Raw genomic sequence first — 24835 nt, forward strand, 5'->3', positions numbered from 1 at the left:
CGGTTGTTCTATTTAAGATTAGTGTTAAAATTTAACAAAATCAACAGTTAATCGGAGAAGTGGAAATGAAAGGGATATCTGATGTTAAAGGTTTTTTATGCGGCACAGGGAGGGGAGGTATAAAGAAAACCGATAAGCCTGTTGAGAGAGATGATGTTCTTGTTATTGTTTCTGAAGTACCGGCGGTGGCTGCTGGAGTTTTTACGCAGAATGACATAAAAGCAGCACCTGTCAAAGTGTCTATGAAGCAGTTTTCTGTCTGTGAAAAAATTTCCGGGATTGTTGCAAATAGCGGAAATGCAAACGCCTGCACGGGAGAGCAGGGACTTAAAGATGCAGAGAAAATGGTAAATATATGTGAGGATTTAACCGGGAAAAAGCCTTTTATTGTTGCTTCCACAGGGGTTATCGGAGAACCTTTACCTATGGATAGAGTGGAAAAAGGGATAAAAGAGGCTGTTAAAACTCTTGGAACAAAGAATAGCATTGAGGCTGCTACCGCTATTATGACTACCGATACTTTCCCAAAAGTTGCTTTTTTTGATGGCGGTGAATTTTCCATAGGTGGTGTTGCTAAAGGTGCCGGAATGATAGACCCTGCTATGGCAACGATGCTCTCTTTCGTGGCTACAGATGTTGAGATTGATAAAAACCTTTTGCAGGAGATTTTAACTGAAATTGTGGATGAAACTTTTAATGCAATAACTGTTGACGGTGATATGAGTACAAACGATACAGTCTTTATACTTGCAAACGGTATGTCTAAGGTTAAAATCGCCGATAGTAATGTTGAACTTTTTGCTGAAGGTTTGAGGAAAGTTATGGCTTCTCTTGCATATCAGATAGTTAAGGATGGCGAGGGAGCCACAAAGGTTGTAAGGATAGTTGTTGAAGGAGCTTTGACGAAAGAGGAGGCAAGAAAAGTAGCTCGCAAAATAGCCCTTTCGCCACTTGTTAAAACCGCTGTGTTTGGATGCGATCCGAACTGGGGCAGGATAATTGCTGCGGCAGGAAGTGCCTGCACAGGAATAGAGGAGAAAGCACTTGAGCTAAAAATAGGTGATTTTGTGCTTTTTAAAGGTGGTAGAGCAGAGTATAGAGAGGAGGATGTTTATAGATACATGAAAGATAGTGATGAGATAGTTATAAAGCTTAATCTTGGAAAGGGAAAGGAGCGGTTTGAATATCTTACCTGCGATTTAACTTACGATTATGTGAGGATAAATGCTGAATATAGAACGTGAAACTCCATTTTTGATAGATGCTGGAAATACTTTTGTAAAAGTTGCTGTAAAGGAGGAAGGGGGCTTTAAATTTGCTTTAAAAATTGAAACGGAAACGGTTAAGAAAGGGAATTTTCCTTTTAAAGGAAAAGTTGCAGTTGTTTCAAGTGTAGTTCCTTCAATAGAGGAAGTGATTAAGAGTAATTTTGAAAAGGTTTTCTTTGTTTCTGCACATTTGCCATTACCTTTGAAACTTGATTATAAAACACCTGAAACCTTAGGTGCTGATAGAATAGCTGCTGCTTGCGGATTTCTTGATTACGGCAGTAATGGAATTGTTGTTCTTGCCGGAACGGCTGTTGTTATTGATGTTGTTAAAGATGGTATTTTTCAGGGTGGTGCTATCTTACCGGGCACTTCTTTGATGGCAAAGGTTCTTGGAAGGTTTACGGAGCAGTTGCCGGAAGTTGAAGGTTTTTTAAATGAGTATCCTGGTAAATCCACCGCTGAATCTATTATGTCGGGGATTGGACTTGCACTGGCAGGAGCGGTTGATAGAGCTTTGAAGATTGCAGATTTAAATGATTCACCGGTTGTTTTAGCAGGTGGGTATGCAGAAGATTTGAGAAAGATGCTTGGTTACGGCATCGTTGATGAGTTTTTAATATTCAGGGGACTTTGGAACATTTACAGATGGAATAAAAAAGGGGGAGCTTAAGCTCCCCCTTTTTTCTATTAATATTCAGGCATTGGAGGCATATTTTTCTCTTCTTTCTCAGGTATCTCTGTGATTGTAGCTTCTGTTGTAAGGAGAAGTCCCGCCACAGAAGCAGCGTTCTGTAGAGCAACCCTTTCAACTTTAGTTGGGTCAATCACACCAGCTGCTACAAGGTCTTCATATTCACCTTTTCTTGCGTTAAATCCGTAGTTTACACCTTTTTCAGCTATAAGCTCTTTAACTTTTTCAACAACAACCTGTCCTGCGTATCCGGCGTTTTCAGCAATCTGTCTTAGTGGAGCTTCCACAGCTTTCTTAACAATCTCTACTCCGTGTTTCTTGTCAATTTCACCTGCTTCGTCAAGTTCTTTGATAACTTCATCAAGTTTCCTTGCAGCTGCAAGAAGTGCCACTCCACCACCTGGAACAATTCCTTCTTCAACAGCAGCTCTTGTTGCGTGGAGTGCGTCTTCAACTCTTGCCTTCTTCTCTTTAAGTTCAGCTTCAGTTGCAGCACCAACTTTGATAATTGCTACGCCGCCTGCAAGTTTTGCAAGTCTTTCCTGAAGCTTCTCTTTATCGTATTCAGATGTAGCTTTTTCAAGTTCAGCTTTTATCTGCTTGATTCTTGCTTCAATTTCTTCCTCTTTACCTTTTCCGCCGATGATTGTTGTGTGTTCTTTGTCAACAACAACCTTGTCAGCCTGACCTAACATATCAAGAGTTACATTTTCAAGTTTAATTCCAAGGTCTTCAAGGATAGCCTGTCCACCTGTAAGGATAGCGATATCCTGAAGCATAGCTTTTCTTCTTTCACCAAAGCCAGGAGCTTTAACAGCACATACGTTTAAGGTACCACGGAGTTTGTTAACAACGAGTGTTGCAAGTGCTTCACCTTCTACATCTTCAGCGATGATAAGGAGTGGTCTTCCCTCTCTTGCAACAGCTTCAAGTACAGGTAAGAGTTCTCTTATGTTTGAAATTTTCTTGCCGTAGATAAGAATGTATGGGTTTTCAAGGACAGCTTCCATCTTGTCAGGGTCTGTTACAAAGTATGGAGAGAGGTATCCTCTATCAAACTGCATACCTTCAACAACTTTAAGCTCTGTTTTGAGACCTTTAGCTTCTTCTACTGTTATTACACCTTCTTTTCCAACTTTGTCCATAGCTTCGGCGATAAGTTCACCGATCTCTTTATCATAGTTTGCTGAAATTGTAGCAACCTGAGCAATCTGCTCTTTTGTTTCAACAGGCTTGGAGATGTTCTTAAGTTCTTCCACAACTTTTTCTACAGCCGTGTCAACACCTCTTTTAAGTTCAATTGCGTTGTCTCCAGCAGTTACAAATTTAAGACCGTCGTTAAAGATAGCTTGCGCTAAAACTGTAGCTGTTGTTGTTCCGTCACCTGCCTTGTCAGCAGTTTTTTGAGCTACCTCTTTTACAAGTTGAGCTCCGATGTTCTCAACAGGATCTGTAAGCTCTATCTCCTTAGCAACTGTAACACCATCTTTTGTTACAAGAGGAGAACCGAATTTTCTCTCAATTACAACGTTTCTTCCACCTGGTCCCATTGTAGCTTTTACAGCGTTTGCAAGTTTATCTACACCTATCTTAACTTTCTGTCTTGCTTCATCGGCAAATCTAATATCTTTTCCTGCCATGGCTCTCACCTCCTCCTTGGTTTTTGTTATTCAACGATAGCTAAAATGTCTTCTTCTCTGATAATGAGAAGTTTTTCACCGTCAAGCTCAACTTCATTACCTGCATACTTGCTGTAAAGCACTTTATCTCCCTCTTTCACTTTAAGAGGTCTGATCTCACCGTTTTCAAGAAGTCTGCCTTCTCCAACAGCTACAACTTCTCCCATCTGGGATTCTTCCTTAGCTGTGTCTGGAAGGATGATTCCTCCTGCAGTCTTCTGTTCCATCTCAACTTTCTTTACAACCACCCTATCGTATAGAGGCTTTAACTTCATCTCTCTACCCTCCTTTCTCTGGTTTTTAGCACTCATCTTTGGTGAGTGCTAATTTGTTCACTATAAAATTTAGATAGATGGTGTTAAGTGTCAAGGGGAGATAGTAAGATGTTTGAAAAGATGGCGACAGGATATGGGAGATTTTTTGGGCGTAGCCCAAAGAATGACTGCCTTTTTTTCTGTCATTTTGAGCGTCAGCGAAGAATCTCATATTTTTGAAGTCTAAGAAGGTATATGTGGAATCTTATTTAAAGAAAGATGATTGTTGTAAGGAATTTAATTAAAAAATGGCATTTTGGATTGGATTATAAAGCCCAGCAGTCTATTTTTCCGCTTGCAGGGTTTAAAGTGCATTTTATATCTAAGCTGTCTTTTTGATAAATACACTCTCCGTTTTCAAACCTGACAATACCTTCAGAATCTATGATAACCTTGCAGGAACCGTTGTAGCCTTCAAACTGGCAGATAGTCTGGTTTGATGCTGAATTATTGCAATAGTCTCCGCAAAGCTGCCTTGCACAGGTTGTTAACATTTTTTGGAGATTTGCCACTTCAGCGTTTCTCTTATACTTTGTGTAATAAGAAATAGAAACTGCGGCGAGGATGAAGATTATAGCCACTGCTATAAGTAATTCAATAAGGGTAAAACCACGGTCTTCCATTTTTCACCTGTGTAACTGTAGTTAGATTTAGGGTTTTATCAAAAAAGTGGGGGATATTTATCCCCCTTTTTGCGTAAATTGGCTGTCATAAATTTATAAATGAGTTTTAATTTGTAGTACAGCTAACCACGTTGTTGGTAATTGTACACGTAACACTTGTATTTTTGTATGTTACAGAAGTTTGATCGTTGCCATTAAATGAAATGTTACCAGTATCTGGATCTAAACTCAATGTTACAGTTGTGTTTTCACCAATTGTGCAATTCCATGTTACATCATTATTTTCTGCGTATGCTGCTGCCAATTCACTCATACATGTGGAAATTTGCCCGGCTACTGCTGATGCTATAGCATTTTTCTTATACTTTGTAAACTGAGGTATAGCCACAGCTGCAAGGATTGCGATGATTGCCACAACAATCAGCAGTTCTACCAGTGTAAACGCCTTTCTCATATTACACCTCCTGTATTTAAAGTTTTTTGCTGACTTTATCAGCATCCAATATCTAATATAAGCATTTTTTATGCCACAGCCAGAAGAACGGAAAATGAGGAGATAGGGGAGGTTTTTATGACGAAAATTGTCACCTTTCCTGGTTTTGGCCACTTTTCATGACAAATCTTGTCACCTTTTTATAGTAATACTTTGAGATATACTGAGATTCTTCGCTGGCGCTCAGAATGACAAAGAGAGTCATTCTGAGGGTGAAGCCCGAAAAGTCTATTAGGTGTTTCAGTTTCTTTTTTGGTTAAAATTAACCTGATAAAATTTTAAAGGAGATTTTCTGTCATAAAGGGGGGAATGTGATAGTTATAACAGGTGGCAAAGGGCAGCTTGGTAGGGAGTTTATCAAAGCTTTAAACAGGGCTGAAGTTCCCTATAAAGCGTTTGATAAAAGTGAGCTTGATATTTCATCCGGTGAGAAGGTTTTAAGTGTTATAAGGGATATAAAACCTGATGTGATAATAAATTGTGCTGCTTACAATCAGGTTGACAGGGCGGAGACAGAGTATGAAATGGCGTATAAGGTGAATGTTATAGGGGTTGAGAATCTTGCTGTTGCTGCAAAGGAAGTGGGGGCTTTCTTTGTCCATTACAGCAGTGATTATGTTTTTGACGGTAAAAAGGAAGATGGTCTTTACACTGAAAAAGATACTCCATCACCTTTGAATGAGTATGGAAAGAGTAAACTTCTTGGAGAGGAGAGAGTAAAAGCTGTTCTTGATAACTATCTTATTTTAAGGGTAAGCTGGGTTTACGGAGAGGGGAAGCAGAATTTTATCCATAAGCTTTTATCGTGGGCTGAAAGGGACAGTTATCTTAAGGTTGCCTGTGATGAGTTTTCTGTTCCCACATACACCGGTGTTATAGTGGATGTTACTCTGAAAGCTATTGAACAGGGACTTTCAGGCCTTTACCACCTGACAAATTCAGGTTTTACATCAAGGTTTGAGTGGGCAAGGGCTGTTTTTGAAATACTTGGTGTGGATAAATTTATAAGGCCTGTCCCTTCATCTGTTTTTTCTCTTCCTGCAAAAAGACCTCTATTTTCCCCGATGAGTAATAAGAAAATCTCAAAAGAGCTTTCTGTATCCATCCCTTACTGGGAGGAGTCTTTAAGAGAATTTTTAGGATGTTTAAAAGGATGATTGTAAGCTTTGAGAGATTCTTCGCTAACGCTCAGAATGACTTTTTTATTGTTCTGATGTTGCTTTACAGCCGGAGAATCTCAGTATTTTTGAAATAATTTAGAGGAGTTTTAAAACAGATTCAGAGAAATTTTGATAAACTTCCACTTTCAAGGTTATATTTAAAGTCTCTGAAATTTCGAAAACGGGAAGAGGAGAAGTTTTATGGAAGATATTTTGTACGAGAAGAAGTGGTACATAGTTGCTTTAAAACCGAGGAAGGAGAAAGTTGTTTTTGCCCAGCTTGATAGAATCGGTGTTGAGTATTTCTATCCTGTTGCAAAGATAAAGAAAGGGAAGCTTTTAAAAGAGGAGCCTTTATTTCCAGGATATATGTTTGCAAAATTTTCTATAGCTGAAAATTTTAACAATGTAAGGTTTGCAAGAGGTGTAAGGGATATTGTTAGATTTGGAAAAAATATTCCTTTTGTGGATGATGGTTTTATAGAGGTTTTAAAAGAGAAAGTTGGTGATGTGATAGAGTTTGGAAAGCCTGCTGTTTCTGAAGGGGAGCTTGTCAGGATAAAAGAGGGTCCTTTTAGAGGATTGATAGGACAGATACTTTCTGTTAAAAGGGGAGATGAAAGGGTTGTGTTACTTTTAAAAAGTGCTTCCCTTTCTTCAAAAGTTGAGCTTCCTGTTTCTTTTGTTGAAAAGATAAGTTGAAAATTAAGAGTGAAATTGTAGAAAATTTTTAGATTCTTCGGGCGTAGCCTAATAATAGGTGTTAAATAGAAAAGGGGCTTTAAGCCCCCCCTTTTTGTTTTTTAGGCAACTTTATTGAATTTTTCCTTCAAACTTATCCTTAACATATTTGAGAACACCACCGGCCTTAATGATTTTAACCTGTCTTTCGTTGAGGCCGTGTTTTGTAGGAATTGAAATTCCTTTTGTTCTGTTTATAACTGTTATTATGTTGTCTTCACCTGGGGCGAAGTTTGATGTGTCTATTTCAAGAATGTCTCCCTGGTCTATCTTGTCATAATCTTCAGGATTTACAAATATGAGCGGAAGAATACCGAAGTTTATAAGGTTTGCCCTGTGTATTCTTGCGTAGGATTTTGCAATTACAGCTTTAATACCAAGATACATCGGACCGATAGCTGCGTGTTCCCTTGAAGAGCCCTGTCCGTAGTTTTCACCACCCACGATAAATCCGCCGCCTTTCTCCTTTGCACGTTTTGCAAAGTTTTCATCAACAACACTGTAAACGTATTCAGAAATGGCAGGAATGTTTGAACGAAGCGGAAGAATTTTTGCCCCGCCCGGGATAATGTGGTCTGTTGTTATGTTGTCACCTACTTTAAGGAGAACTTCTCCTTCAAGTTTATCTCCAAGCGGCTCTTTATAACCTATGTAGTTTATTGTTGGTCCTTTCCATACTTCAACTTCATCAGGGTCTGCGGCAGGAGCAAAAATCATTGAATCATCAATTTCAAATTTTTCAGGAAGGAAGATTTTTATCTCTTCAAGTCCGAGGTCTCTCGGATCCTTCATCTCTCCTGTCATTGCGATGGCTGCTGCTGTTTCGGGAGATGCAAGGTAAACCTGAGCATCCTTTGTTCCTGAACGGCCGAGGAAGTTTCTGTTAAATGTTCTAACAGAAACTCCTCCAGATGGTGGTGAAAAGCCCATTCCTATACACGGTCCGCATGCACACTCAAGGAATCTGAATCCTGCCCTTAAAAGAACATCATACATTCCTTCCTTATCTATCATTCTGAGAACCTGCTTTGAGCCGGGTGAGATGGCTGCAGATACCATTGGGTGAACAGTTTTTTTAGCCTGCTCAAACATTTTTGCAACCATCATAAGGTCTCTGTATGATGAGTTTGTACATGAACCGATTGCAACCTGGTGAACTTTCATTCCTTCAAGTTCTTTTACCTTCTTAACTTCGTCAGGCATGTGGGGACATGCGATTAAAGGTTCAAGTTCAGAAAGGTCAATGTCTATAACTTCGTCATACTCAGCGTCAGGGTCTGCTTCAAGCCTTCTCCACTGGGCTTCTCTTCCCTGTGCTTTCATAAAGATGTATGTTTGCTCGTCACTTGGGAAAATAGAAGAAGTTGCTCCAAGCTCTGCTCCCATGTTTGTTATGGTTGCTCTTTCAGGTACTGTGAGGTATTTAACACCTTCACCGCCATATTCAAATACTTTTCCAACACCGCCTTTAACAGAAAGTCTTCTTAAAAGCTCAAGAATAACATCTTTTGCTGAAACGAATGGTCTTAATTTTCCGTAGAGGTTTACTCTTACGACTTTTGGCATGTTAAGGTAGAAAGGTTCTCCTGCCATTGCAAGAGCGATGTCCATTCCTCCGGCACCTATTGCAAGTGAACCTATACCGCCTGCTGTTGGAGTGTGGGAGTCAGAACCAAGGAGAGTTTTTCCCGGAATTGCAAATCTTTCAAGGTGGATCTGATGGCATATACCGTTTCCTGCTTTTGAGAAGTAAACGCCGTATTTTGCAGCTACAGTTTGAAGAAACAGATGGTCGTTTGCATTTTCAGGTCCGCCAGCCTGAATAGTGTTGTGGTCAACGTAGGAAACTGAAAGCTCTGTTTGAACTTTAGGAAGCCCCATGGATTCAAAGTGAAGGTATGCCATGGTTCCTGTAGCATCCTGTGTAAGTGTCTGGTCAATCTTGATGGCTATCGGTTTGCCGGCCACCATTTCACCTTCTACAAGGTGAGTTTTGATTATTTTCTGTACGATGTTTAATCCCATCGTGCCTCTCCTTATTTTGGTATTTTGCAGTTTAATTTGTTGTTAAAATTATGTAAAAAAATTGTAAAAAAATCAACATTTTAAAGATTAAAATTCAAAAAGCTCCTGATACTGTTTTCTTCCCATCTCATAAAGGTCGTTGCCGTAAATATCGTTTACCACAAAAGCAGGAAAGTCTTCAACAACAAGTCTTCTTATCGCTTCAGGGCCTAAATCTTCGTAGGCAACAATTTCGGCCGATTTTATACATCTTGCCAGATATGCAGCTGCTCCTCCTATTGCTCCAAAATAGATTCCTTTAAATTTTTTTATTGCATCCTTTACTTCCTGATTTCTTTTACCTTTACCTATCATCCCTTTAAGCCCTATTTCAAGAAGCTTTGGAGCGTAGGGGTCCATTCTGTAGCTTGTGGTGGGGCCAACTGAGCCTATGGGCATTCCCGGCTTTGCAGGTGCAGGACCTGCGTAATAGATAATCTGTCCTTCTATTTCTATAGGAGGTTTTTCTCCTCTTTCAACTGCTTCAACAATTCTTTTGTGAGCGGCATCTCTTGCTGTGTAGATTGTTCCAGAAATAAGGACAAAATCACCGGCTTTAAGATTTTCTATTATTTTTTCGTCTGTTATAGGCGCTTGGATTTTTATAGGTTCCATTGTTCCTCCTGAAATGTTAAGTTTGAGAAGTCATTTTATCAATTAATTTTGAAGAGGAAAAATGGAGAAAGAAAGTGTTTGAAAATTCTCATTTGTTTCTAAAAGGTATTGAGATTCTTCGGCTGCAAAGCAGCCTCAGAATGACGAAAAAAGTCATCCTGAGGGCAAAGCCCGAAGGATCTCTTAAAGTTCATAGCCATTTTTCAAACGGCCTCAATGGAGAAAAAGGTGAAGGAAGGAGGAAAAATCCTCCACTATAGATTTTCTATTTGAAAAGTTCCTGGTATTTTTTCCTGCTCTTTTGTGCCGGATTTGTCATCAAGCTCTACAAGTTCGTAACATTTTCTTGCGTATATCTCTTTTACAAGCTTTGCGTTAAGGGCATGTCCTGTTTTATATCCTTCAATCTCAGCAAGAAGGGGAAATCCGAGCACGTAAAGGTCGCCTATAAGGTCAAGAGTTTTGTGAGCTACAAACTCGTTTTCCATTCTAAGACCTGTAGGATTTAAGATGTTGTATTTGTCTATCACGATAGCATTATCAAGACTGCCGCCCTTTGCCAGTCCTTTTGATTTTAGCCATTCTACCTCTTCAACAAAACAGAATGTTCTTGCCTTTGCTAAAAGTTTTACAAAGTTATTTAGAGAGTGAGTATAACTAATTGTTTGATATTGAACTTTCCTGTATGTGTGGTTAAAGGAGATTGTATTTTTTACTGAAAGATAGTTTGATGGGATGGCAGTAAGGTATTTATCTTCCTCTTTTACCTCTACGATTTCTTTCAGTTTCAGATACTTTCTTTTTCTGTTTTGTTTCTTTATTCCTGCACTTTCAAAAAGATAGATGTAGGGTGCTGCACTGCCGTCAAGTATAGGCACTTCTTCGTTATCTATAAAAATGTAAAGGTTATCGATGCCAAATGCTGAAAGAGCGGCCAGGAGGTGCTCCACAGTTTTTATGTAAATACCGTCCTTTTCAAGATTGGTTGCATAGAAAAGGTTTGTGGTGTTTTCTGGAGAAACTTTTATTTCAGGAAGGGATTCTATATCGTTTCTTATAAAAACTATTCCTGTATCTGGCGGTGCAGGAGTTATTCTTACGTTTACTTTTTCTCCTGTGTGAAGTCCGATTCCGCTAAACGTTATCTCTCTTGCTACTGTCTGTTGATAAATCTGCATTCTAAACTCCATAAGTATATGGTATTTCAGGATAAGTAAAGCAAAATATATGCCAGAGGTTAGGAAGAAAAAAGTATTTGAAATCAACAGTTTAAATTTTGCAGTTTAACAACTGTTAAGGGGTTTTTTGCAATTTTGCAATTAAAATCTGACACTCACCTCTCCTGCAAATAACCTTTTGATTTCTCCATCTTTTTCAGCTATCAAAAAACCTTCTCTGTCAAATCCGAGGACTTTTGCTGTGAACTTTTCTTTTTCCGTTTTAATCGTGATTTCATCTCCTTTCTGTATCAAGGATAGGTTTTCAAACTCTGCAATATTAAACTCTCCTGAAACAGTTTTTTGATAATAGCTTATTACGTTATCTGTAACCATTTCTGTTATAACTTTTCTGTCAGCCTTAATTTTTTCAATTGAAAGGGATGTTGCAGGTATATCAGCTCCTGCAAGCTCTTCTGCTGTGTGGTAAAGATTTATTCCTATACCGATGATTATCTTATCTCTTGTTGCTTCTGGCAGGATACCGCAGATTTTCCTGCCGTTTATAAGGATGTCGTTTGGCCATTTTATAGTGAAGCCACTTCTTAATCTGTTTAAGACCTTTGCAACGCCTACCGCAGTTGACAGACTGAGTAACTGTAGGTTTTCAAAATTGTCAGGTTTTCTGAAGAGAAACGATATATAAAGCCCTCTATTTTTGGGGGATATCCACTTTTTTCCTCTTCTTCCTTTTCCATTTGTCTGGTTTTTTGCAGTTACAACGGTAACTGGAGAAAAGTTTTCCCTTTTCAGAAATTCGTTGGTGGAATCTACAGTTTCAAGGTTTATAATCTTTATGTTCATTATTTCTCCGGGAGGTTTATTTTGGAAGTTGTTGTTACTACCGAAAAATCACCTGCAAAGGATATTATAGAAGATGCAAGACAGCTTGCAAAAAAGTTTAATGCAGAGTATGTGTATAGAAGGCACAGCACTATAGAATCTATAAAAAAGAGATACAAAAAAAATGTTCTTGTTGTTTCCCGTGATGGATTGATTTTACACACTCTTACAGGCAGTAAGCTGTTTTTTCATCCCGGTCTTGTGAAGATAAGACTTTTGAACTACATACAAACAGGTAAAGAAGCGATGGTTGAAGCGATGAACCTTAAGAAGGGAGATAGGGTTCTTGACTGTAATCTGGGTCTTGCTCAGGATGCTGTTATCTGTGCCTTTGTAACAGGGGAAAAGGTTGTTGGAGTTGAAAAGAATCCTGTAATTGCAGAGATAGTTTCAAGGGGATTAAAAAGCTTTAAACCTAAAGGGAAGTTGAAGGTTGCGGAGGATGCTTTTAGAAGGATAGAGGTTAATGTGGGAGATAACAGTGAATTTCTGAAAAGTCTTCCGGATAACGCTTTTGATATTGTTTATTTTTCCCCGATGTTTATAAAACCTAAATGGAAATGTGATGTTATGCAGCCGTTTAGAGAGGTGGCAGTAAAGGATTTTATTGCTCCAGAAACCTTAAAAGAAGCTGAAAGGGTTGCCAGGAAGCGGGTGGTTATAAAGGTAAATAAGGGAGTAAAGGAGATGTTCCCTTTTCTTGAAAGCTATACACTTCAGAAAAGTGCTACAAATGTTGAGTATCTCTATAAAGATGTTTAAAGGGGGTGGACTATGGGGGATTTTAGAGAGAGAGAACCTCAGGTTATGAAAGAGAATGTTTACTTATTAAAAGATGCGATGGAGAAAGCTCCCCGGCTAAGAGGTGTTCCTACAGGTGTTAAGGGACTTGATGAGCTGTTTTTTAAAGTTGAGTGGGAAAACGGAAAACCTGTAAGGAAACCACTTGGTGGAATTCCTGAATATGCGGTTATCAATTTAACCGGGATGCCAGATACTGGAAAGAGTTTAATTGCCGAACAGTTTACGGTAAAGCAGGCTTCCCTTGGACAGAAAGTTTGTTTTATAACTGTTGAAAGTCCTGCCTCTTTTGTGGCAGCTTCTTTAAGAGAGAGAGCCACGGCTATGGGAATAGAGTTTGAAAAGATAGAGAACAATATCATTTTGATAGATGCGGCAAGCAACTCCCGTTTAAGGGACGATGTTCCTACTATGCTTGATACACTTGCTTACGTTTATAGAACCTATAAAGCTCATAGAACGGTTATCGATTCTATTACGGGACTTTTTGAGGCTAAAGAGATGCTGGCAAGGTCAATAGTAAGAGCCTTTTTTAACTTTATGAAAAAGTGGTATCAGACTGCTATATTTGTTTCTCAGAAAAGGAGCGGTCATGAAGGGCTTTCTGCAGAAGCTGCCGGTGGTTATGCTGTAGGTCATATTGTTGATTCAACGATGGTTCTTTCTAAAGAGGTGATACTTTCAGAATCAAGGGCAAGAAGCTACAAGGTTGATTTTGGTGATATTGTTAGACTGTTCAGGATTGATGGATGTAGAATGTGCGGGCACGATACAAAAGTTCATCTTATGAATATAACCGAGCTTGGACTTGTTGAGATAGGGCCGCCGCTTGTTGAAGTGTTAAAAAGGAAGGGGTGATTTTACCCCTTCTTTGTTTTTGCTATTTTAACTTCCCCGTCAACATACTCTATACGGGGGAATAGAATTTCCGGTTTGTTTAAAGTTTTTCCCGCTTTTAGACCACCCCACTTTTTGAAACTTTCTACTTTAAACTCTTCTTCATCAAGGTTTAGCATCTCTTTCATCTTCTTACCGGCAGCAGGCATAAATGGGGAGACAAATGCGGTTATGAATCTTAAGGCTTCAACCATGTTGTAAAGAACCCTGTTTAGCTCTTCTTTATCTTCTTTGTTAAGGCTCCACGGAGCGGTTCTGTCAATGTAAAGGTTAACAAAGTTAATAAACTGCCATATCTCTTCAAGGGCTTTTGTAAGTTCACCTTTTGGAATTAATTTTTCTATCTTTTCAAAGGTTTTAACAGCCTTTTCTTCAAGTTCTCTATCGATCTCTGTTATATTTCCGGACGGTTCTGGAACGGTGCTGTTTCTGTATTTTTTCACCATGGAAAGAGTTCTATTAAACAGGTTTCCAAGGTCGTTTGCAAGCTCTCCGTTTATCCGTGCCACAAGCTTTGAGTGGGAGAAATCACCGTCAAGTCCGAATGTAACTTCTCTGAACATGAAAAATCTTACCTGATCAATTCCGAACTTTTCAACAAGCTCGTAAGGGTTGATAACATTTCCTTTTGATTTACTCATCTTTTCACCTTCAACAGTCCACCATCCGTGAGCAAAGACTTCCTTTGGAACATCAAGTCCTGCTGACATTAAGAAGGCAGGCCAGTAGATGGCATGGAAACGGAGAATATCCTTTCCCACAAGGTGAAGGTCTGCAGGCCAGTAGCGGCTAACTTTTTCCGTATCATCGGGATAACCGATAGCTGTAAGATAGTTTGTCAGTGCGTCAAACCATACGTAGATTACATGGTTTTCGTTTAACGGCACAGGGATTCCCCATGTAAAGCTTGTTCTGCTTATGGATAGATCTTTTAACCCCTGTTTTACAAAGTTTACAACTTCATTTTTCCTGAAATCCGGTTTTATAAATTCAGGATTTTCTTCATACAGTTTTAAAAGTTTATCTTCATATTTTGAAAGGCGGAAGAAGTAAGATTCCTCTTTGACCTTTTCTACAGGCCTTTTACACATTGGACACAGTTTACCTTCAAGAAGGTCTTTCTCTGTGTAGTAGGTTTCACAGGGGACGCAGTACCATCCTTCATACTCTCCAAGATAGATATCTCCGTTCTCGTAGCATTTCATAAAGATGTGTTGGACTGCTTTGATGTGATCTGGATCTGTTGTTCTTATAAATCTGTCGTAAGATATGTTTAGTTTTTCCCAGAGTTCTTTAAACCGTGGGACGAGAGAGTCAACAAACTCTTTTGGAGACATTCCTTTCTTTTCTGCGGCTTTCTGAATTTTAAGTCCGTGCTCGTCTGTTCCTGTTAAAAAGAAAACATCTTTTCCCATAAATCTTTCAAACCTGGCGATTATGTCTGCGGCTGTTGTTGTGTAAGCGTGCCCTAAATGGGGAACATCGTTAACGTAGTATATAGGTGTTGTTACGTAAAATTTCTCTTTCATGTATGTCTCCTGCAAGTTTAATGTTTTTTCTGTGAGGGTATTTTACTATTTCGGCATCTGTTTTAACATTTTTTCCACATACTTGCCTATTATGTCAAATTCAATATTTACAACGTCTCCCGGTTTTTTGAATTTAAGGTTTGTTTCTTCAAATGTTGTTGGAATAACAGCAACGGAAAAGCTACTTTCACTTATTGAAGCTATGGTTAAGCTTATTCCATCAATGCCGATAGAGCCTTTTTCAACTATTAAGTGACCAAATTTTGAAGGTGTTTTAAAGGAGAAAAGGAAACTATCACCTACTCTTTTGATTGATGTTATTTTTGTAATTGTATCAACATGTCCCTGAAGAATATGTCCGCCCAATCTGTCAGACAGCTTTAATGCTCTTTCAAGGTTAACAATATCTCCTGCTCTCAAGTATCTGAAACCGCTCTTTTCTATTGTTTCAAAAGAAACATCAAAACTTAAGGAGTCTCTTTCTATTTCTGTTACTGTAAGACATATTCCGTTAACGGCTATACTGTCTCCCTTTTTGGTTTCTTCTATCACTTTTTTACATTTAACTGTCAGGCTTGAGTTTTTTCCCTGCCTTAAAATCTGCTTAATTTTTCCAGTTTCCTCAACAATTCCTGTAAACATTTAAAAACTCCTTAAAGTTCTACATGGTAAAATTACAAACTGACTTTGAAATTATAACGTTTAAGGGGACAAAGTTGAGAATAGCAACAATAGATATAGGAACCAATTCAACCCGTATGCTTATTGCCGATGTTGAAAACGGGCAGGTAAAACCTCTGTTTAAAACAGGTAAAGTAACGCGACTTGGTCAGGGGGTGAAGAAAAACGGGTATCTTTTAAAAGAGAGTATAGAAAGAACGATAAAGGTTCTGGAAGAGTTTAAGAAGATAATTGAAAGGTATGAAGCTGAAAAGGTGATTGCGGTAACAACAGAGGCTGCAAGATTGGCAAAAAATGCTGATGAGTTTTTGAATAGGGTTAAAGAGCTCGGTATAGAGTTAAAAATTCTTTCTGACAGGGAAGAAGCAGAGCTTGTTTATATTGCCAATGTTTTCCACTTTAAACCTTCTGTAAGTGCGATGACTGTTGACCTTGGTGGAGGCAGCACGGAAATAGCTTACGGAGAAGGGGAAAGATTACTTTACTATGAAAGCTTGAAATTTGGTGTTGTTGTTCTTCTTGAGAATTTCATCCATTCAGACCCGCCGACAGAAGAAGAATTTACTAATCTGGAGGGATTTATAAAAAATAATCTTGAAAATTTTAAGAAAAGGGCCGGGATTAAAGAGCCTTTTGTTGTTTACGGCGTAGGTGGGACTATAACTTCTGTTGTTGCTATGGAAGAGAGGATGACTGTTTACGATACTGATAAGGTTCACGGTTATACAGTAACTTACAGTTTAATAAAAAAGTGGTATAAAAAGGTTGTCTCTATGAAAACTGAAGAGAGAAAAAATATAGTTGGTCTTGAGGCCGGAAGGGCGGATGTGATTGTGCCGGGACTTGCATTTTTTAAAGTGTTCTGTGAAGTATTTGATGTTGATAAGATTACAGTAAGTGAACTTGGATTACTATACGGATTAGCTTTAAAGGAGGCCAGAAGATGTCAAAAAGGATAGCTGTTGTAGGGACAGGTTACGTTGGACTTGTATCTGGAGCGTGCTTTGCGTATTTAGGGCATAAGGTTATAGGACTTGATATTGACCCTGAAAAGATAGAAAGGCTGAAAAAAGGGGAGGTGCCCATATATGAACCTGGACTTGATAAGATTTTAAGGCAGGCAATAGACAACAAAAACATAGAGTTTACAACAGATTACGGGTATGCTGTAAAAAACTCCGATTTTATCTTTATCGCTGTGGGAACACCTTCAAGAGATGACGGTTCTGCTGACCTTTCATACGTTGAGAGTGCTTATAGAAGTATAGTTGAAGAGATGGAAGAGGGAGATTTTAAAATCATAGTTAATAAATCAACCGTTCCTGTCGGTACAGGAAGATGGGCAAAAGAGTTTATCTCTTCTCTTTTAAGAGAGAAAGGATTTAAAGAGCCTGAAAAGATGTTTGAAGTTGTTTCAAATCCTGAGTTTTTAAGGGAAGGTAAAGCTGTTGAAGACTTTATGAATCCCGATAGAGTTGTTGTGGGAGCTGATAACAGAGATTATGCGGGAATGGTTGCTTCCCTTTATGAGAAACTTCAACCTGCAATGATAATAACAGACCTTCCGACGGCTGAAATGATTAAATACGCTTCAAACTCCTTCCTTGCCACAAAAATCTCGTTTATAAATGAGATTGCCAACATTTGTGAGAGAGCGGGAGCAGATGTTTCCGTTGTTGCAAGGGGGATGGGACTTGACCACAGAATAAGTCCTCACTTTTTAAATGCAGGGTGTGGTTTCGGCGGAAGCTGTTTCCCTAAAGATGTAAAGGCACTTGTTTACACTGCGAAGCAGTATAATGTTGAACCTGAACTTTTAACAGCAACGCTTGATGTGAATGAGAAACAGAAAGTAAAGCCTGTAGAGAAACTTGAAAAATATTTTGATGCTCTCAATGGAAAAACTGTAGCTTTATGGGGGCTTGCATTTAAACCTGATACTGATGATATGAGAGAAGCTCCTTCAATATCAATTGTTAGAAAGCTTCTTGAAAAAGGAGCAACGGTAAAGGCTTATGATCCTGTTGCTATGGAGAATGCTAAAAAGGTGTTTAAAGGTGAGATAGAAAAGTATCCTGAAAAGCTTATTTTCTGTGATGATAAATATGATACCCTTGAAGGAAGCGATGCATTAATCCTTGTGACGGAGTGGTCAGAGTTTAAAGATGTTGATTTTGATAGGTTCAGGAATAAAGTTATAATTGATGGAAGGAATCTCTGGGAGCCTTCTATAGTTAGGCAGTATGCAAAAGCTTATGAAGGCATTGGGAAACCTTAATTTGGAGTGATTTATGAATATAACGAGCAAAAGGGATACTTTGAAAAAACTTTACTCTCCTTTCGGTTCTGTATTTGCAAAGGCAAATATTCATCCTAACGTTATTACTTTTTCCGCCCTTGTGGTCGGGACAATTGCAGCATTTATGTATTACAAAGGGCATCCTGTTATAGGTGCTTTTTTGCTTTTTACTTCAGGCGTTCTTGATTTGTGTGATGGTTATGTTGCTGTAAATAACAGAAAAGCTACGAAATTTGGAGCTGTATTTGACTGGATTGCTGATAAGTGGGTTGATGGATTTGTTCTGGGTAGTGTTGCTTTAAGGTATGCTGGTGACTGGATAGCACTTTTTGTGGTCGTTGTTTCTATGCTTCATACATTTATTAAGCCTGTTGTTTATTCAGAGATAGGTTATGAGATAAGGGAAACAGGAAAAATAAAAGATCCTCTTGAAAACACGGGATTTTTTGGAAGACCTGAAACTTTTGTTACCCTTTTTGCAGCTTCTCTAATCTATCCGTTTAACAATCAGATTTTAAGATATGCAATTGAGTTCATAGGTGTTATGAGTTTTCTTTCTCTTATGCAGAGGATATTCTATCTTTACAAAAATTACGGCAGAGAGTATGAGGAGTAGATTATGAATAGACCTTACGTGATGATAGTTTCTGAAGTAACTATAGATGGGAAGCTTACTCTTGATGAGGGGGTTTCAAGTAAAGAGATAATGAAGCTTATGGATGATGAAGCCAATAAATACCTTCACCAGGTAAGAGCCGAGTGTGATGGGATAATGGTTGGAGCTACGACAGTGAGAATTGACAATCCCAGCCTTACCGTAAGGTATGTGGAAGGTGAAAGTCCGATAAGAATCATACCTGCTTCAACAGGAGATCTCCCTCTTGATGCAAACATTTTTGATGTTGCAAAAGCTCCTACAATTATTGCTGTAAGCAAAAAATGTTCTGAAGATAAGATTAAAGCTATGAAAGAGAAGGGAGCTGATGTAATTGTTGCTGGTGAAAATAAAGTTGATTTTGTTGAGCTTTTAGAAAAGCTTTATGAAATGGGCATTAAAAAGCTTATGGTTGAAGGTGGCTCAAAGGTAAACTGGGAGATGATTAAAAATGACCTTGTTGATGAGATAAGGCTTATCCATCTTCCTGTTGTGGTTGGCGGTGATAATGTTCCTTCTCTTGTTTCAGGTGAGGGTTTTAAAAAGCTTGAGCTTGTTAAAAGGTATGATATTAAGGCTGTTTTTAAGTGTGGAAATCAGGTTATTACAGAGTATGTAAGGAAAAATTCGGGGAGTTAATCTCCCCTTTTAAATAGGGAGAAATGTTTAAGTATATCGTAAAGAGGTTTCTTCATTTTATTCCCCTTATACTTGGTATGACTTTTGTATCGTTTTTAATAATAAAACTTGCTCCGGGAGATTTTCTAACATCTCTCAGGATGAATCCTTCAATTTCCGAAGAAACTATAAAAGCTCTTGAGAAAAGCTATGGCTTAAACGAGCCTCTGATAAAACAGTACTTTTTGTGGTTGTGGAATGCTCTCCACTTTAATCTTGGTTACTCTTTTTCCTATCACAGACCTGTTCTTTCACTGATAGGTGAAAGGGTGGGGAACACTCTTTCTCTTACTGTCACAGCTTTTATCGTTTCATGGCTTGTGGCTGTGCCTCTGGGAATAGTTGCAGCTTACTATAGAAACAGGTTTGTGGATAGAATTATTACATCTTTCTCTCTTATAGGACTTTCAATTCCGTCATTCTTTCTTGCTTTTATTTTGATGTTTCTTGCAGCAAAGACAGGATGGTTTCCTATAGGCGGAGTAGTATCTCAAAATTATGAATCTCTTTCTGTTCTGGGAAAAATAGTTGACAGGTTAAAGCACATGTTTATTCCGTTAACTGCTATGGTTGTTGGCGGGATATCGGGACTTGTCAGGCTCATCAGGGGAACTGTAATTGAAGAGCTTGAAAAGGAGTATGTTAAGCTTGCTGTTGCCAAAGGGTTGCCCGTAAGAGTGATTTTATTTAAACATGTTTTAAGAAATGCTTTAAATCCTTTTATAACTCTTATAGGGTTTGATATAGCCGGACTGCTATCAGGAGCTGCTCTTATTGAGATTATAACTGCCTGGCCGGGAATGGGGCGGCTTATGTTTGATGCTGTTATGGCTCAGGACTTTTTTGTTGTAATGGGTGCTCTTTATATAGGCGGGATAATGCTTATAATCGGTAACCTTATGGCTGATATTCTTCTTGCCCTTAATGATCCGAGAATAAGGGAAAAAGAGATAGAGGGAAGGTTGTGAGAGAGTTTGTAAAGAAGCTTTACAGAAAGCATAAGCCGGGAGCTGTTGCTTTTGTTTTTTTATGCTTACTTTATTTTATCGCTATATTTGCCGATTTTATTGCACCTTACCCTTACGATATTCAGTTTCGTCATACTCCCTACCATCCGCCAACACCTGTCCACTTTTTTGATGAAAAAGGAAATTTTCATTTAAGACCTTTTGTTTATGGACATAAATTGGTTGACCCTGTTTTTAAAACCTACACTACTGTGTGGGAGGAAAAATATCCTTTAAAGTTTTTTGTAAAAGGAGAACCGCACTATCTTTTTGGCTTTATAAAAACGGATATTCATCTTTTTGGAGTGGAAGGTAACGGAAAAGTCTTTCTCTTTGGGACAGATAGACTTGGAAGGGATATATTTTCGCGAATTATTTACGGAACCCGTATATCTCTTACTATAGGGCTTGTTGGTGTTGCAATTTCATTTTCCATAGGTCTGATAGTTGGAGCAATTTCCGGATATTTTGGAGGGATTACCGATACGGTGATTATGCGTCTGGTTGAACTGCTCATGGTTTTTCCTTCCTTTTACCTTCTTCTTGCCCTTCGTTCAATGTTTCCTGTTGATATTCCAAGTATTGCTGTGTTTTTTATAATTGTGGCGATACTTTCCCTTATAGGATGGACAGGCCTTGCGAGGGTTGTAAGGGGAATGGCTCTTTCCATAAGGGAGAGCGATTTTGTAAAAGCTGCTAAGGTTTTAGGCGGTAGCAGTTTTTACATTATCAGAAAACACATTATCCCAAATACTTTATCCTACATTATTGTAGCAGCTACGCTCTCTATTCCAGGTTATATTCTGGGAGAGTCAGCTTTAAGTTTAATCGGGCTTGGTGTTCAGGAGCCTTATCCATCATGGGGTAATATGCTGTCAGAGGTTCAAAACGTTACAAAGCTTACCTCTTTTCCGTGGCTTCTTGCTCCAGGTATAGCTATATTCCTTGTTATAATTGCTTTCAACCTTTTAGGTGATGCTTTAAGAGATTATTTTGATGTTAAGCTTTAAGATTTATAAAGAATAGTAGTTATTGAATGCTTATAAACAAGCATTTTTCCCATGTAGGAGTTTACCCTTAAAACAAATCTATCAAATCCCTTTAATCTCCCTTCTATTTTTGAGCCGTTTCTGAAAAAGATTAAGATCCTTTTGTTTATAAGATTTCTCAGTGTTCTGCTTTGCACACCGCCAAGAAGTGAAGATGCAACTATTTTGTAACCTTCTGCAAGTTTTTTGTTTATTTCTTCCTCCTGCTGGGGGGTTAATACAGGAGGCACTGTTGCAAAAGATGCAGGTCTTATTATTATCTCTTCACCGTTAACTTCATAATTAATATCGCCGGAAGCTTTAAGGCTGTTTAGAAGAGGGATTATTACTTCCTGTTTGACATCAAGGGTTTTCATGAATTCATGAATGGTTCCTCTAAACTCTCCGTGTTCTTCAAGAAAATCTATAAGCTCAAGTTGAAGTTCCTCAAGTGTTTTGTATCTCTTCATTTTTCACCTATTCATATATTATTGTGGCTATTGCGTGTTTATAGACAAGGGATTTCCCTTTGGGAGCTGTCATGGAGAGAGTAAAGTTGTCAAAATCAAGTAGCTTCCCTTCAAGCCTTGTTCCGCTTATCAAGAATACAGTTATCTCTTTGCCAAGAAGAGAGGAGAGCACTTCATCCTGAAGAGAAGTTTTTCTTTTTTTCTTTTCTATTTTAGCTTCTTCCTGTGGTGCTTCTTTTTGCTCTTCTTGAGTGGAGATAGAAGTTTCTTCACTGTCTTTTATCTCTTTTGCAGTTTCTTCTTTGGCCATTGTGATGTGAAGCCCCTTTCCTCTCTTTGACTCTGCTTTAAGTAAACCTTCTTCTTCAAGCTCTGATATGGCTTTTCTTACAAGATAGGCACTTGTGTTTGTTAACTGTGCTAACTCTTCTACTGTTCCTGAGTATTCACCAAACTCTTTAAGATACTCTTTCAGCCATGTTTTTATTTTCTCATGCTTTGGAATTGTGGACATTAGACCTCCTGAATTTTGTTAATTACTTTTTGTTCTACGAATCTTTTAGATACTTTTGCAGAAAATAAAAAATATTTCAACAGACAGCCCTTCAAAAAGATTAATCAAAATTTAATATTTTTAGTTTGAAAGTATTCTTTCTAAAATTTTATCTTCTAAAACTTTGGTGTCAAGGTCTCCTTTTAAGAAATTTTCATCTTCTATAAGTTTAAGATGAAACGGAATGGTTGTTTTTATGTTTCCTTCTATGAAAAATTCCGAGAGTGCTCTTTTTCCACGTTTTATGGCATCGTTTCTGTTTTCCCCGTGAACTATAAGCTTTGCTATAAGAGAGTCGTAGTAAGGCGGAATTGTGTATCCTTCGTAGATATGGGTGTCAACTCTTGTTCCGAAGCCTCCAGGTAGAAGCAGTTTTTCCACTTTGCCGGGAGTTGGTCTGAAATTCTTTTTATAATCTTCAACATTTATTCTAAACTCAATGGCGTGGCCTTTAAGTTCAGGGTCTGCCATTTCAAGTTTTTCTCCTTCGGCAGTCTTTATCTGAAGTGCTATAAGGTCTTTTCCTGTTATCATTTCGGTAACAGGGTGTTCTACCTGAATTCTTGTGTTCATTTCAATAAAATAAAAATTTTTATCTTCATCAACCAGGAACTCAACTGTTCCGGCTCCTTCATATTTTATATACTGTGCAAGCTTTCTTGCTGCTTCGTAGAGTTTTTGACGGAGATTTTCATCCACAAACGGAGATGGAGCTTCTTCAAGAACTTTCTGATGTCTTCTCTGGAGAGAACATTCTCTCTCTCCAAAAATTATCACATTTCCATGTTTGTCAGCTATCACCTGAATTTCTATGTGCCTTGGTTTTAGAATAAGTTTTTCAACGTATACTTCTCCATTTCCAAAAGCTGCTTCTGCTTCTGCCATTGCAGTTTCTATAAGCTCTTTTGCACCTTCTTCAGATTCTATAATTCTCATTCCTCTTCCACCACCACCGTGGGCAGCTTTTACAAGGACGGGGAATCCTATCTCTTTCGCGATTTGAAGAGCTTCTTCAGCATTTTTAACTACATCACTACCCGGGACTATAGGTATTCCTGCCTTTTTAGCTATGCTTCTTGCCTGAGCTTTATCTCCCATAACAACCATTGTCTCTGAAGATGGACCTATAAATTCTATTCCACATGCTCTGCATACTTCTGCAAATCCGGGGTTTTCTGATAGAAAGCCGTATCCCGGATGAATGGCGTCCGCTCCCGATATTTCGGCTGCAGAGATTATAGCCGGAATGTTTAAATAACTTGATGCAGGTTTCTCTCCACCTATGCAGATAGCTTCATCAGCAAGAAAGACCGGTAGAGAATCTTTATCAGCAGTTGAATAGATGGCAACGGTTTTTATTCCAAGCTCTTTACAGGTTCTTATTATTCTTACAGCTATTTCACCTCTGTTGGCGATTAATATCTTTTTAAACATGCAAAACTCCAGATTTTATACTTTTTCTATATGAAACAGCGGCTGGTCAAATTCTACAGGCTGTCCATCTTCTACAAGTATTTTTACAACTCTTCCTGAAACGTCAGATTCAATCTCATTCATCACTTTTAAAGCTTCTATTATGCAAAGGGTTTGCCCTTTCTCTACAAAATCACCTTCTTTAACAAAAGGTTCAGCTCCGGGAGATGGAGCTCTGTAGAACGTTCCAACAATCGGTGATTTTACTACATGGATATTCTCAGGTTCTGCAATGCTTTCTTCTTTTGGATGTTCCTGCTTAACAGAATGGTAGGCAGGTTCTGGGATTTTCTCTATAATCACGGGTTGAGAAGAGGGCTTTTGCCTTGTGTATTTAGCTTTCAGCTTCATCCCTTCAACTTCTATTTCTATCTCTTCAATACTACTATTTTCAAGGGATTTTAAAAGTTTTTCAATTTTTTCTATCACAGTAGCCTCCAGTTTACTTGTTCACCCGTTCCAAATACTTTCCTGTTTCTGTATCCACTTTTATATATTCACCTACGTTTATAAATGTTGGAACCTGAACAACGGCTCCTGTTTCAACGGTTGCAGGCTTTAAAACGTTGTTTACTGTATCACCTTTAAAGCCCGGTTCTGTTTCTATAACTTTAAGAACAACTGTTTTTGGAAGTTTTATGGAGATAGGCTCTCCTTTGTAAAACTGAACCTGAACAGAGTCGTTCTCTTTCAGGAAATTTGCTTTATCCCCTACGTTTTCTGACGGCACACCTATCTGTTCGTATGTTTTTGTATCCATAAAGTAGAAGAATGTGCCATCGTTGTAAAGATACTCCATCTCTCTCTCTTCAAAGTCTGCAAGTTCAAGTTTTTCACCAACTTTGTAAGTTTTTTCAACCACATTTCCGGTTTTAAGATTTTTAAGCTTTATTCTTGCAAAAGCCTGTCCTTTTCCCGGTTTAACATGCTGGTAATCTACTATCTCGTAAGGCTCGCCATTGATTTCAAGTTTCATTCCTTTTGATATTTGGTTAACATCTATTGAAGCCATTAAAACCTCCTCTATACTCGCGAATATTTCAAAATATTATA

Annotated in this window: 27 protein-coding genes; 12 read left to right on the top strand and 15 right to left on the bottom strand. The window is 38.4% G+C overall.

Going from position 1 to position 24835, the window contains the following annotated elements; all coding sequences use genetic code 11:
• Positions 1-65: 65 nt before the first annotated feature.
• Positions 66-1244, top strand: a complete 1179-nt coding sequence (gene argJ / locus CHB58_RS00390; RefSeq protein ID WP_089322116.1) for a bifunctional glutamate N-acetyltransferase/amino-acid acetyltransferase ArgJ — start codon at positions 66-68, stop codon at positions 1242-1244.
• Positions 1225-1941, top strand: coding sequence for a type III pantothenate kinase (locus CHB58_RS00395; RefSeq protein WP_089322117.1), 717 nt, complete (start codon positions 1225-1227; stop codon positions 1939-1941). The genes argJ and CHB58_RS00395 overlap by 20 nt, the downstream gene beginning before the upstream one ends.
• 17 nt (positions 1942-1958) lie before the next feature.
• Here CHB58_RS00395 and groL read toward each other — a convergent pair whose 3' ends face one another.
• The 4 genes from groL to CHB58_RS09185 form a co-directional block, all read right to left on the bottom strand.
• Positions 1959-3602 (bottom strand): chaperonin GroEL, encoded by a 1644-nt coding sequence (gene groL / locus CHB58_RS00400; RefSeq protein ID WP_089322118.1) that lies wholly within the window; start codon positions 3600-3602, stop codon positions 1959-1961.
• A gap of 26 nt (positions 3603-3628) precedes the next feature.
• The gene (gene groES, locus CHB58_RS00405; RefSeq protein WP_089322119.1) at positions 3629-3916 is read right to left on the bottom strand and encodes a co-chaperone GroES; all 288 of its coding nucleotides are present in this window, start codon (positions 3914-3916) and stop codon (positions 3629-3631) included.
• A gap of 305 nt (positions 3917-4221) precedes the next feature.
• A complete protein-coding gene (locus CHB58_RS00410; protein ID WP_089322120.1) occupies positions 4222-4578 on the bottom strand; it encodes a type IV pilin protein in 357 nt (118 codons plus the stop codon).
• A gap of 106 nt (positions 4579-4684) precedes the next feature.
• The gene (locus tag CHB58_RS09185) at positions 4685-5032 is read right to left on the bottom strand and encodes a prepilin-type N-terminal cleavage/methylation domain-containing protein (RefSeq protein WP_180706382.1); all 348 of its coding nucleotides are present in this window, start codon (positions 5030-5032) and stop codon (positions 4685-4687) included.
• A gap of 326 nt (positions 5033-5358) precedes the next feature.
• Here CHB58_RS09185 and rfbD point away from each other — a divergent pair, with 326 nt between their 5' ends.
• Positions 5359-6228: a dTDP-4-dehydrorhamnose reductase gene (gene rfbD, locus CHB58_RS00420; RefSeq protein WP_089322121.1), complete on the top strand. Its 870-nt coding sequence runs from the start codon at positions 5359-5361 to the stop codon at positions 6226-6228.
• 204 nt (positions 6229-6432) lie between these two features.
• Positions 6433-6933 carry a transcription termination/antitermination protein NusG gene (gene nusG, locus CHB58_RS00425; protein ID WP_089322122.1) on the top strand — a complete coding sequence of 167 codons (501 nt, stop codon included), beginning with the start codon at positions 6433-6435 and terminating at the stop codon, positions 6931-6933.
• Positions 6934-7044: 111 nt separating this feature from the next.
• Here the strand turns inward: nusG and CHB58_RS00430 are convergent, their stop codons facing one another.
• The 4 genes from CHB58_RS00430 to CHB58_RS00450 all read right to left on the bottom strand — a co-directional run bounded on the left by CHB58_RS00430 (position 7045) and on the right by CHB58_RS00450 (position 11672).
• Positions 7045-8997 carry an aconitate hydratase gene (locus tag CHB58_RS00430; protein ID WP_089322123.1) on the bottom strand — a complete coding sequence of 651 codons (1953 nt, stop codon included), beginning with the start codon at positions 8995-8997 and terminating at the stop codon, positions 7045-7047.
• 87 nt (positions 8998-9084) lie between these two features.
• Entirely contained in the window at positions 9085-9651 is a 567-nt protein-coding gene (locus tag CHB58_RS00435; RefSeq protein ID WP_089322124.1) for a Fe-S-containing hydro-lyase, read from the bottom strand.
• 254 nt (positions 9652-9905) lie between these two features.
• Positions 9906-10829 (bottom strand): UDP-3-O-acyl-N-acetylglucosamine deacetylase, encoded by a 924-nt coding sequence (gene lpxC, locus CHB58_RS00445; protein WP_089322126.1) that lies wholly within the window; start codon positions 10827-10829, stop codon positions 9906-9908.
• Between the two features lie 141 nt (positions 10830-10970).
• Positions 10971-11672, bottom strand: coding sequence for a biotin--[acetyl-CoA-carboxylase] ligase (locus tag CHB58_RS00450; protein WP_089322127.1), 702 nt, complete (start codon positions 11670-11672; stop codon positions 10971-10973).
• A gap of 21 nt (positions 11673-11693) precedes the next feature.
• Here CHB58_RS00450 and CHB58_RS00455 point away from each other — a divergent pair, with 21 nt between their 5' ends.
• Both CHB58_RS00455 and CHB58_RS00460 read left to right on the top strand, forming a co-directional pair.
• On the top strand, positions 11694-12473 hold the full coding sequence (locus CHB58_RS00455; RefSeq protein ID WP_089322128.1) for a class I SAM-dependent methyltransferase: 780 nt from the start codon (positions 11694-11696) through the stop codon (positions 12471-12473).
• A gap of 12 nt (positions 12474-12485) precedes the next feature.
• A complete protein-coding gene (locus CHB58_RS00460) occupies positions 12486-13370 on the top strand; it encodes a KaiC domain-containing protein (protein ID WP_089322129.1) in 885 nt (294 codons plus the stop codon).
• Between the two features lie 2 nt (positions 13371-13372).
• On the opposite strand, the gene metG is transcribed toward CHB58_RS00460, so the two are convergent.
• Both metG and CHB58_RS00470 read right to left on the bottom strand, forming a co-directional pair.
• Positions 13373-14938, bottom strand: a complete 1566-nt coding sequence (gene metG / locus CHB58_RS00465; protein ID WP_089322130.1) for a methionine--tRNA ligase — start codon at positions 14936-14938, stop codon at positions 13373-13375.
• Between the two features lie 45 nt (positions 14939-14983).
• Positions 14984-15580 carry a riboflavin synthase gene (locus CHB58_RS00470; protein ID WP_089322131.1) on the bottom strand — a complete coding sequence of 199 codons (597 nt, stop codon included), beginning with the start codon at positions 15578-15580 and terminating at the stop codon, positions 14984-14986.
• A 74-nt stretch (positions 15581-15654) separates the two neighbouring features.
• On the opposite strand from CHB58_RS00470, the gene CHB58_RS00475 reads away from it, so the two are divergent.
• The 6 genes from CHB58_RS00475 to CHB58_RS00500 are packed head-to-tail and all read left to right on the top strand — an operon-like array spanning position 15655 to position 21268.
• Complete coding sequence (locus tag CHB58_RS00475) at positions 15655-16578, top strand: Ppx/GppA phosphatase family protein (protein ID WP_089322132.1); 924 nt, start codon at positions 15655-15657, stop codon at positions 16576-16578.
• Complete coding sequence (locus CHB58_RS00480; RefSeq protein ID WP_089322133.1) at positions 16563-17897, top strand: UDP-glucose dehydrogenase family protein; 1335 nt, start codon at positions 16563-16565, stop codon at positions 17895-17897. The genes CHB58_RS00475 and CHB58_RS00480 overlap by 16 nt, the downstream gene beginning before the upstream one ends.
• A 13-nt stretch (positions 17898-17910) precedes the next feature.
• A complete protein-coding gene (locus CHB58_RS00485; RefSeq protein ID WP_089322134.1) occupies positions 17911-18534 on the top strand; it encodes a CDP-alcohol phosphatidyltransferase family protein in 624 nt (207 codons plus the stop codon).
• 3 nt (positions 18535-18537) lie between these two features.
• The gene (locus CHB58_RS00490; RefSeq protein WP_089322135.1) at positions 18538-19212 is read left to right on the top strand and encodes a RibD family protein; all 675 of its coding nucleotides are present in this window, start codon (positions 18538-18540) and stop codon (positions 19210-19212) included.
• A 23-nt stretch (positions 19213-19235) separates the two neighbouring features.
• Complete coding sequence (locus tag CHB58_RS00495; protein WP_089322136.1) at positions 19236-20219, top strand: ABC transporter permease; 984 nt, start codon at positions 19236-19238, stop codon at positions 20217-20219.
• Positions 20216-21268 (top strand): ABC transporter permease, encoded by a 1053-nt coding sequence (locus CHB58_RS00500; protein ID WP_089322137.1) that lies wholly within the window; start codon positions 20216-20218, stop codon positions 21266-21268. The genes CHB58_RS00495 and CHB58_RS00500 overlap by 4 nt, the downstream gene beginning before the upstream one ends.
• On the opposite strand, the gene CHB58_RS00505 is transcribed toward CHB58_RS00500, so the two are convergent.
• The 5 genes from CHB58_RS00505 to efp form a co-directional block, all read right to left on the bottom strand.
• Positions 21265-21756: an RNA chaperone Hfq gene (locus CHB58_RS00505; RefSeq protein WP_089322138.1), complete on the bottom strand. Its 492-nt coding sequence runs from the start codon at positions 21754-21756 to the stop codon at positions 21265-21267. The genes CHB58_RS00500 and CHB58_RS00505 overlap by 4 nt on opposite strands.
• A 7-nt stretch (positions 21757-21763) precedes the next feature.
• Positions 21764-22270, bottom strand: coding sequence for an RNA chaperone Hfq (locus CHB58_RS00510; protein ID WP_089322139.1), 507 nt, complete (start codon positions 22268-22270; stop codon positions 21764-21766).
• A 120-nt stretch (positions 22271-22390) separates the two neighbouring features.
• Positions 22391-23743: an acetyl-CoA carboxylase biotin carboxylase subunit gene (accC, locus tag CHB58_RS00515; protein ID WP_089322140.1), complete on the bottom strand. Its 1353-nt coding sequence runs from the start codon at positions 23741-23743 to the stop codon at positions 22391-22393.
• A 15-nt stretch (positions 23744-23758) separates the two neighbouring features.
• On the bottom strand, positions 23759-24211 hold the full coding sequence (gene accB / locus CHB58_RS00520; RefSeq protein ID WP_089322141.1) for an acetyl-CoA carboxylase biotin carboxyl carrier protein: 453 nt from the start codon (positions 24209-24211) through the stop codon (positions 23759-23761).
• 13 nt (positions 24212-24224) lie between these two features.
• The gene (gene efp / locus CHB58_RS00525) at positions 24225-24794 is read right to left on the bottom strand and encodes an elongation factor P (protein ID WP_089322142.1); all 570 of its coding nucleotides are present in this window, start codon (positions 24792-24794) and stop codon (positions 24225-24227) included.
• Positions 24795-24835 lie beyond the last annotated feature (41 nt).

This window comes from Desulfurobacterium atlanticum (genome assembly GCF_900188395.1).
Classification (GTDB): Bacteria; Aquificota; Aquificia; order Desulfurobacteriales; family Desulfurobacteriaceae; genus Desulfurobacterium_A; species Desulfurobacterium_A atlanticum.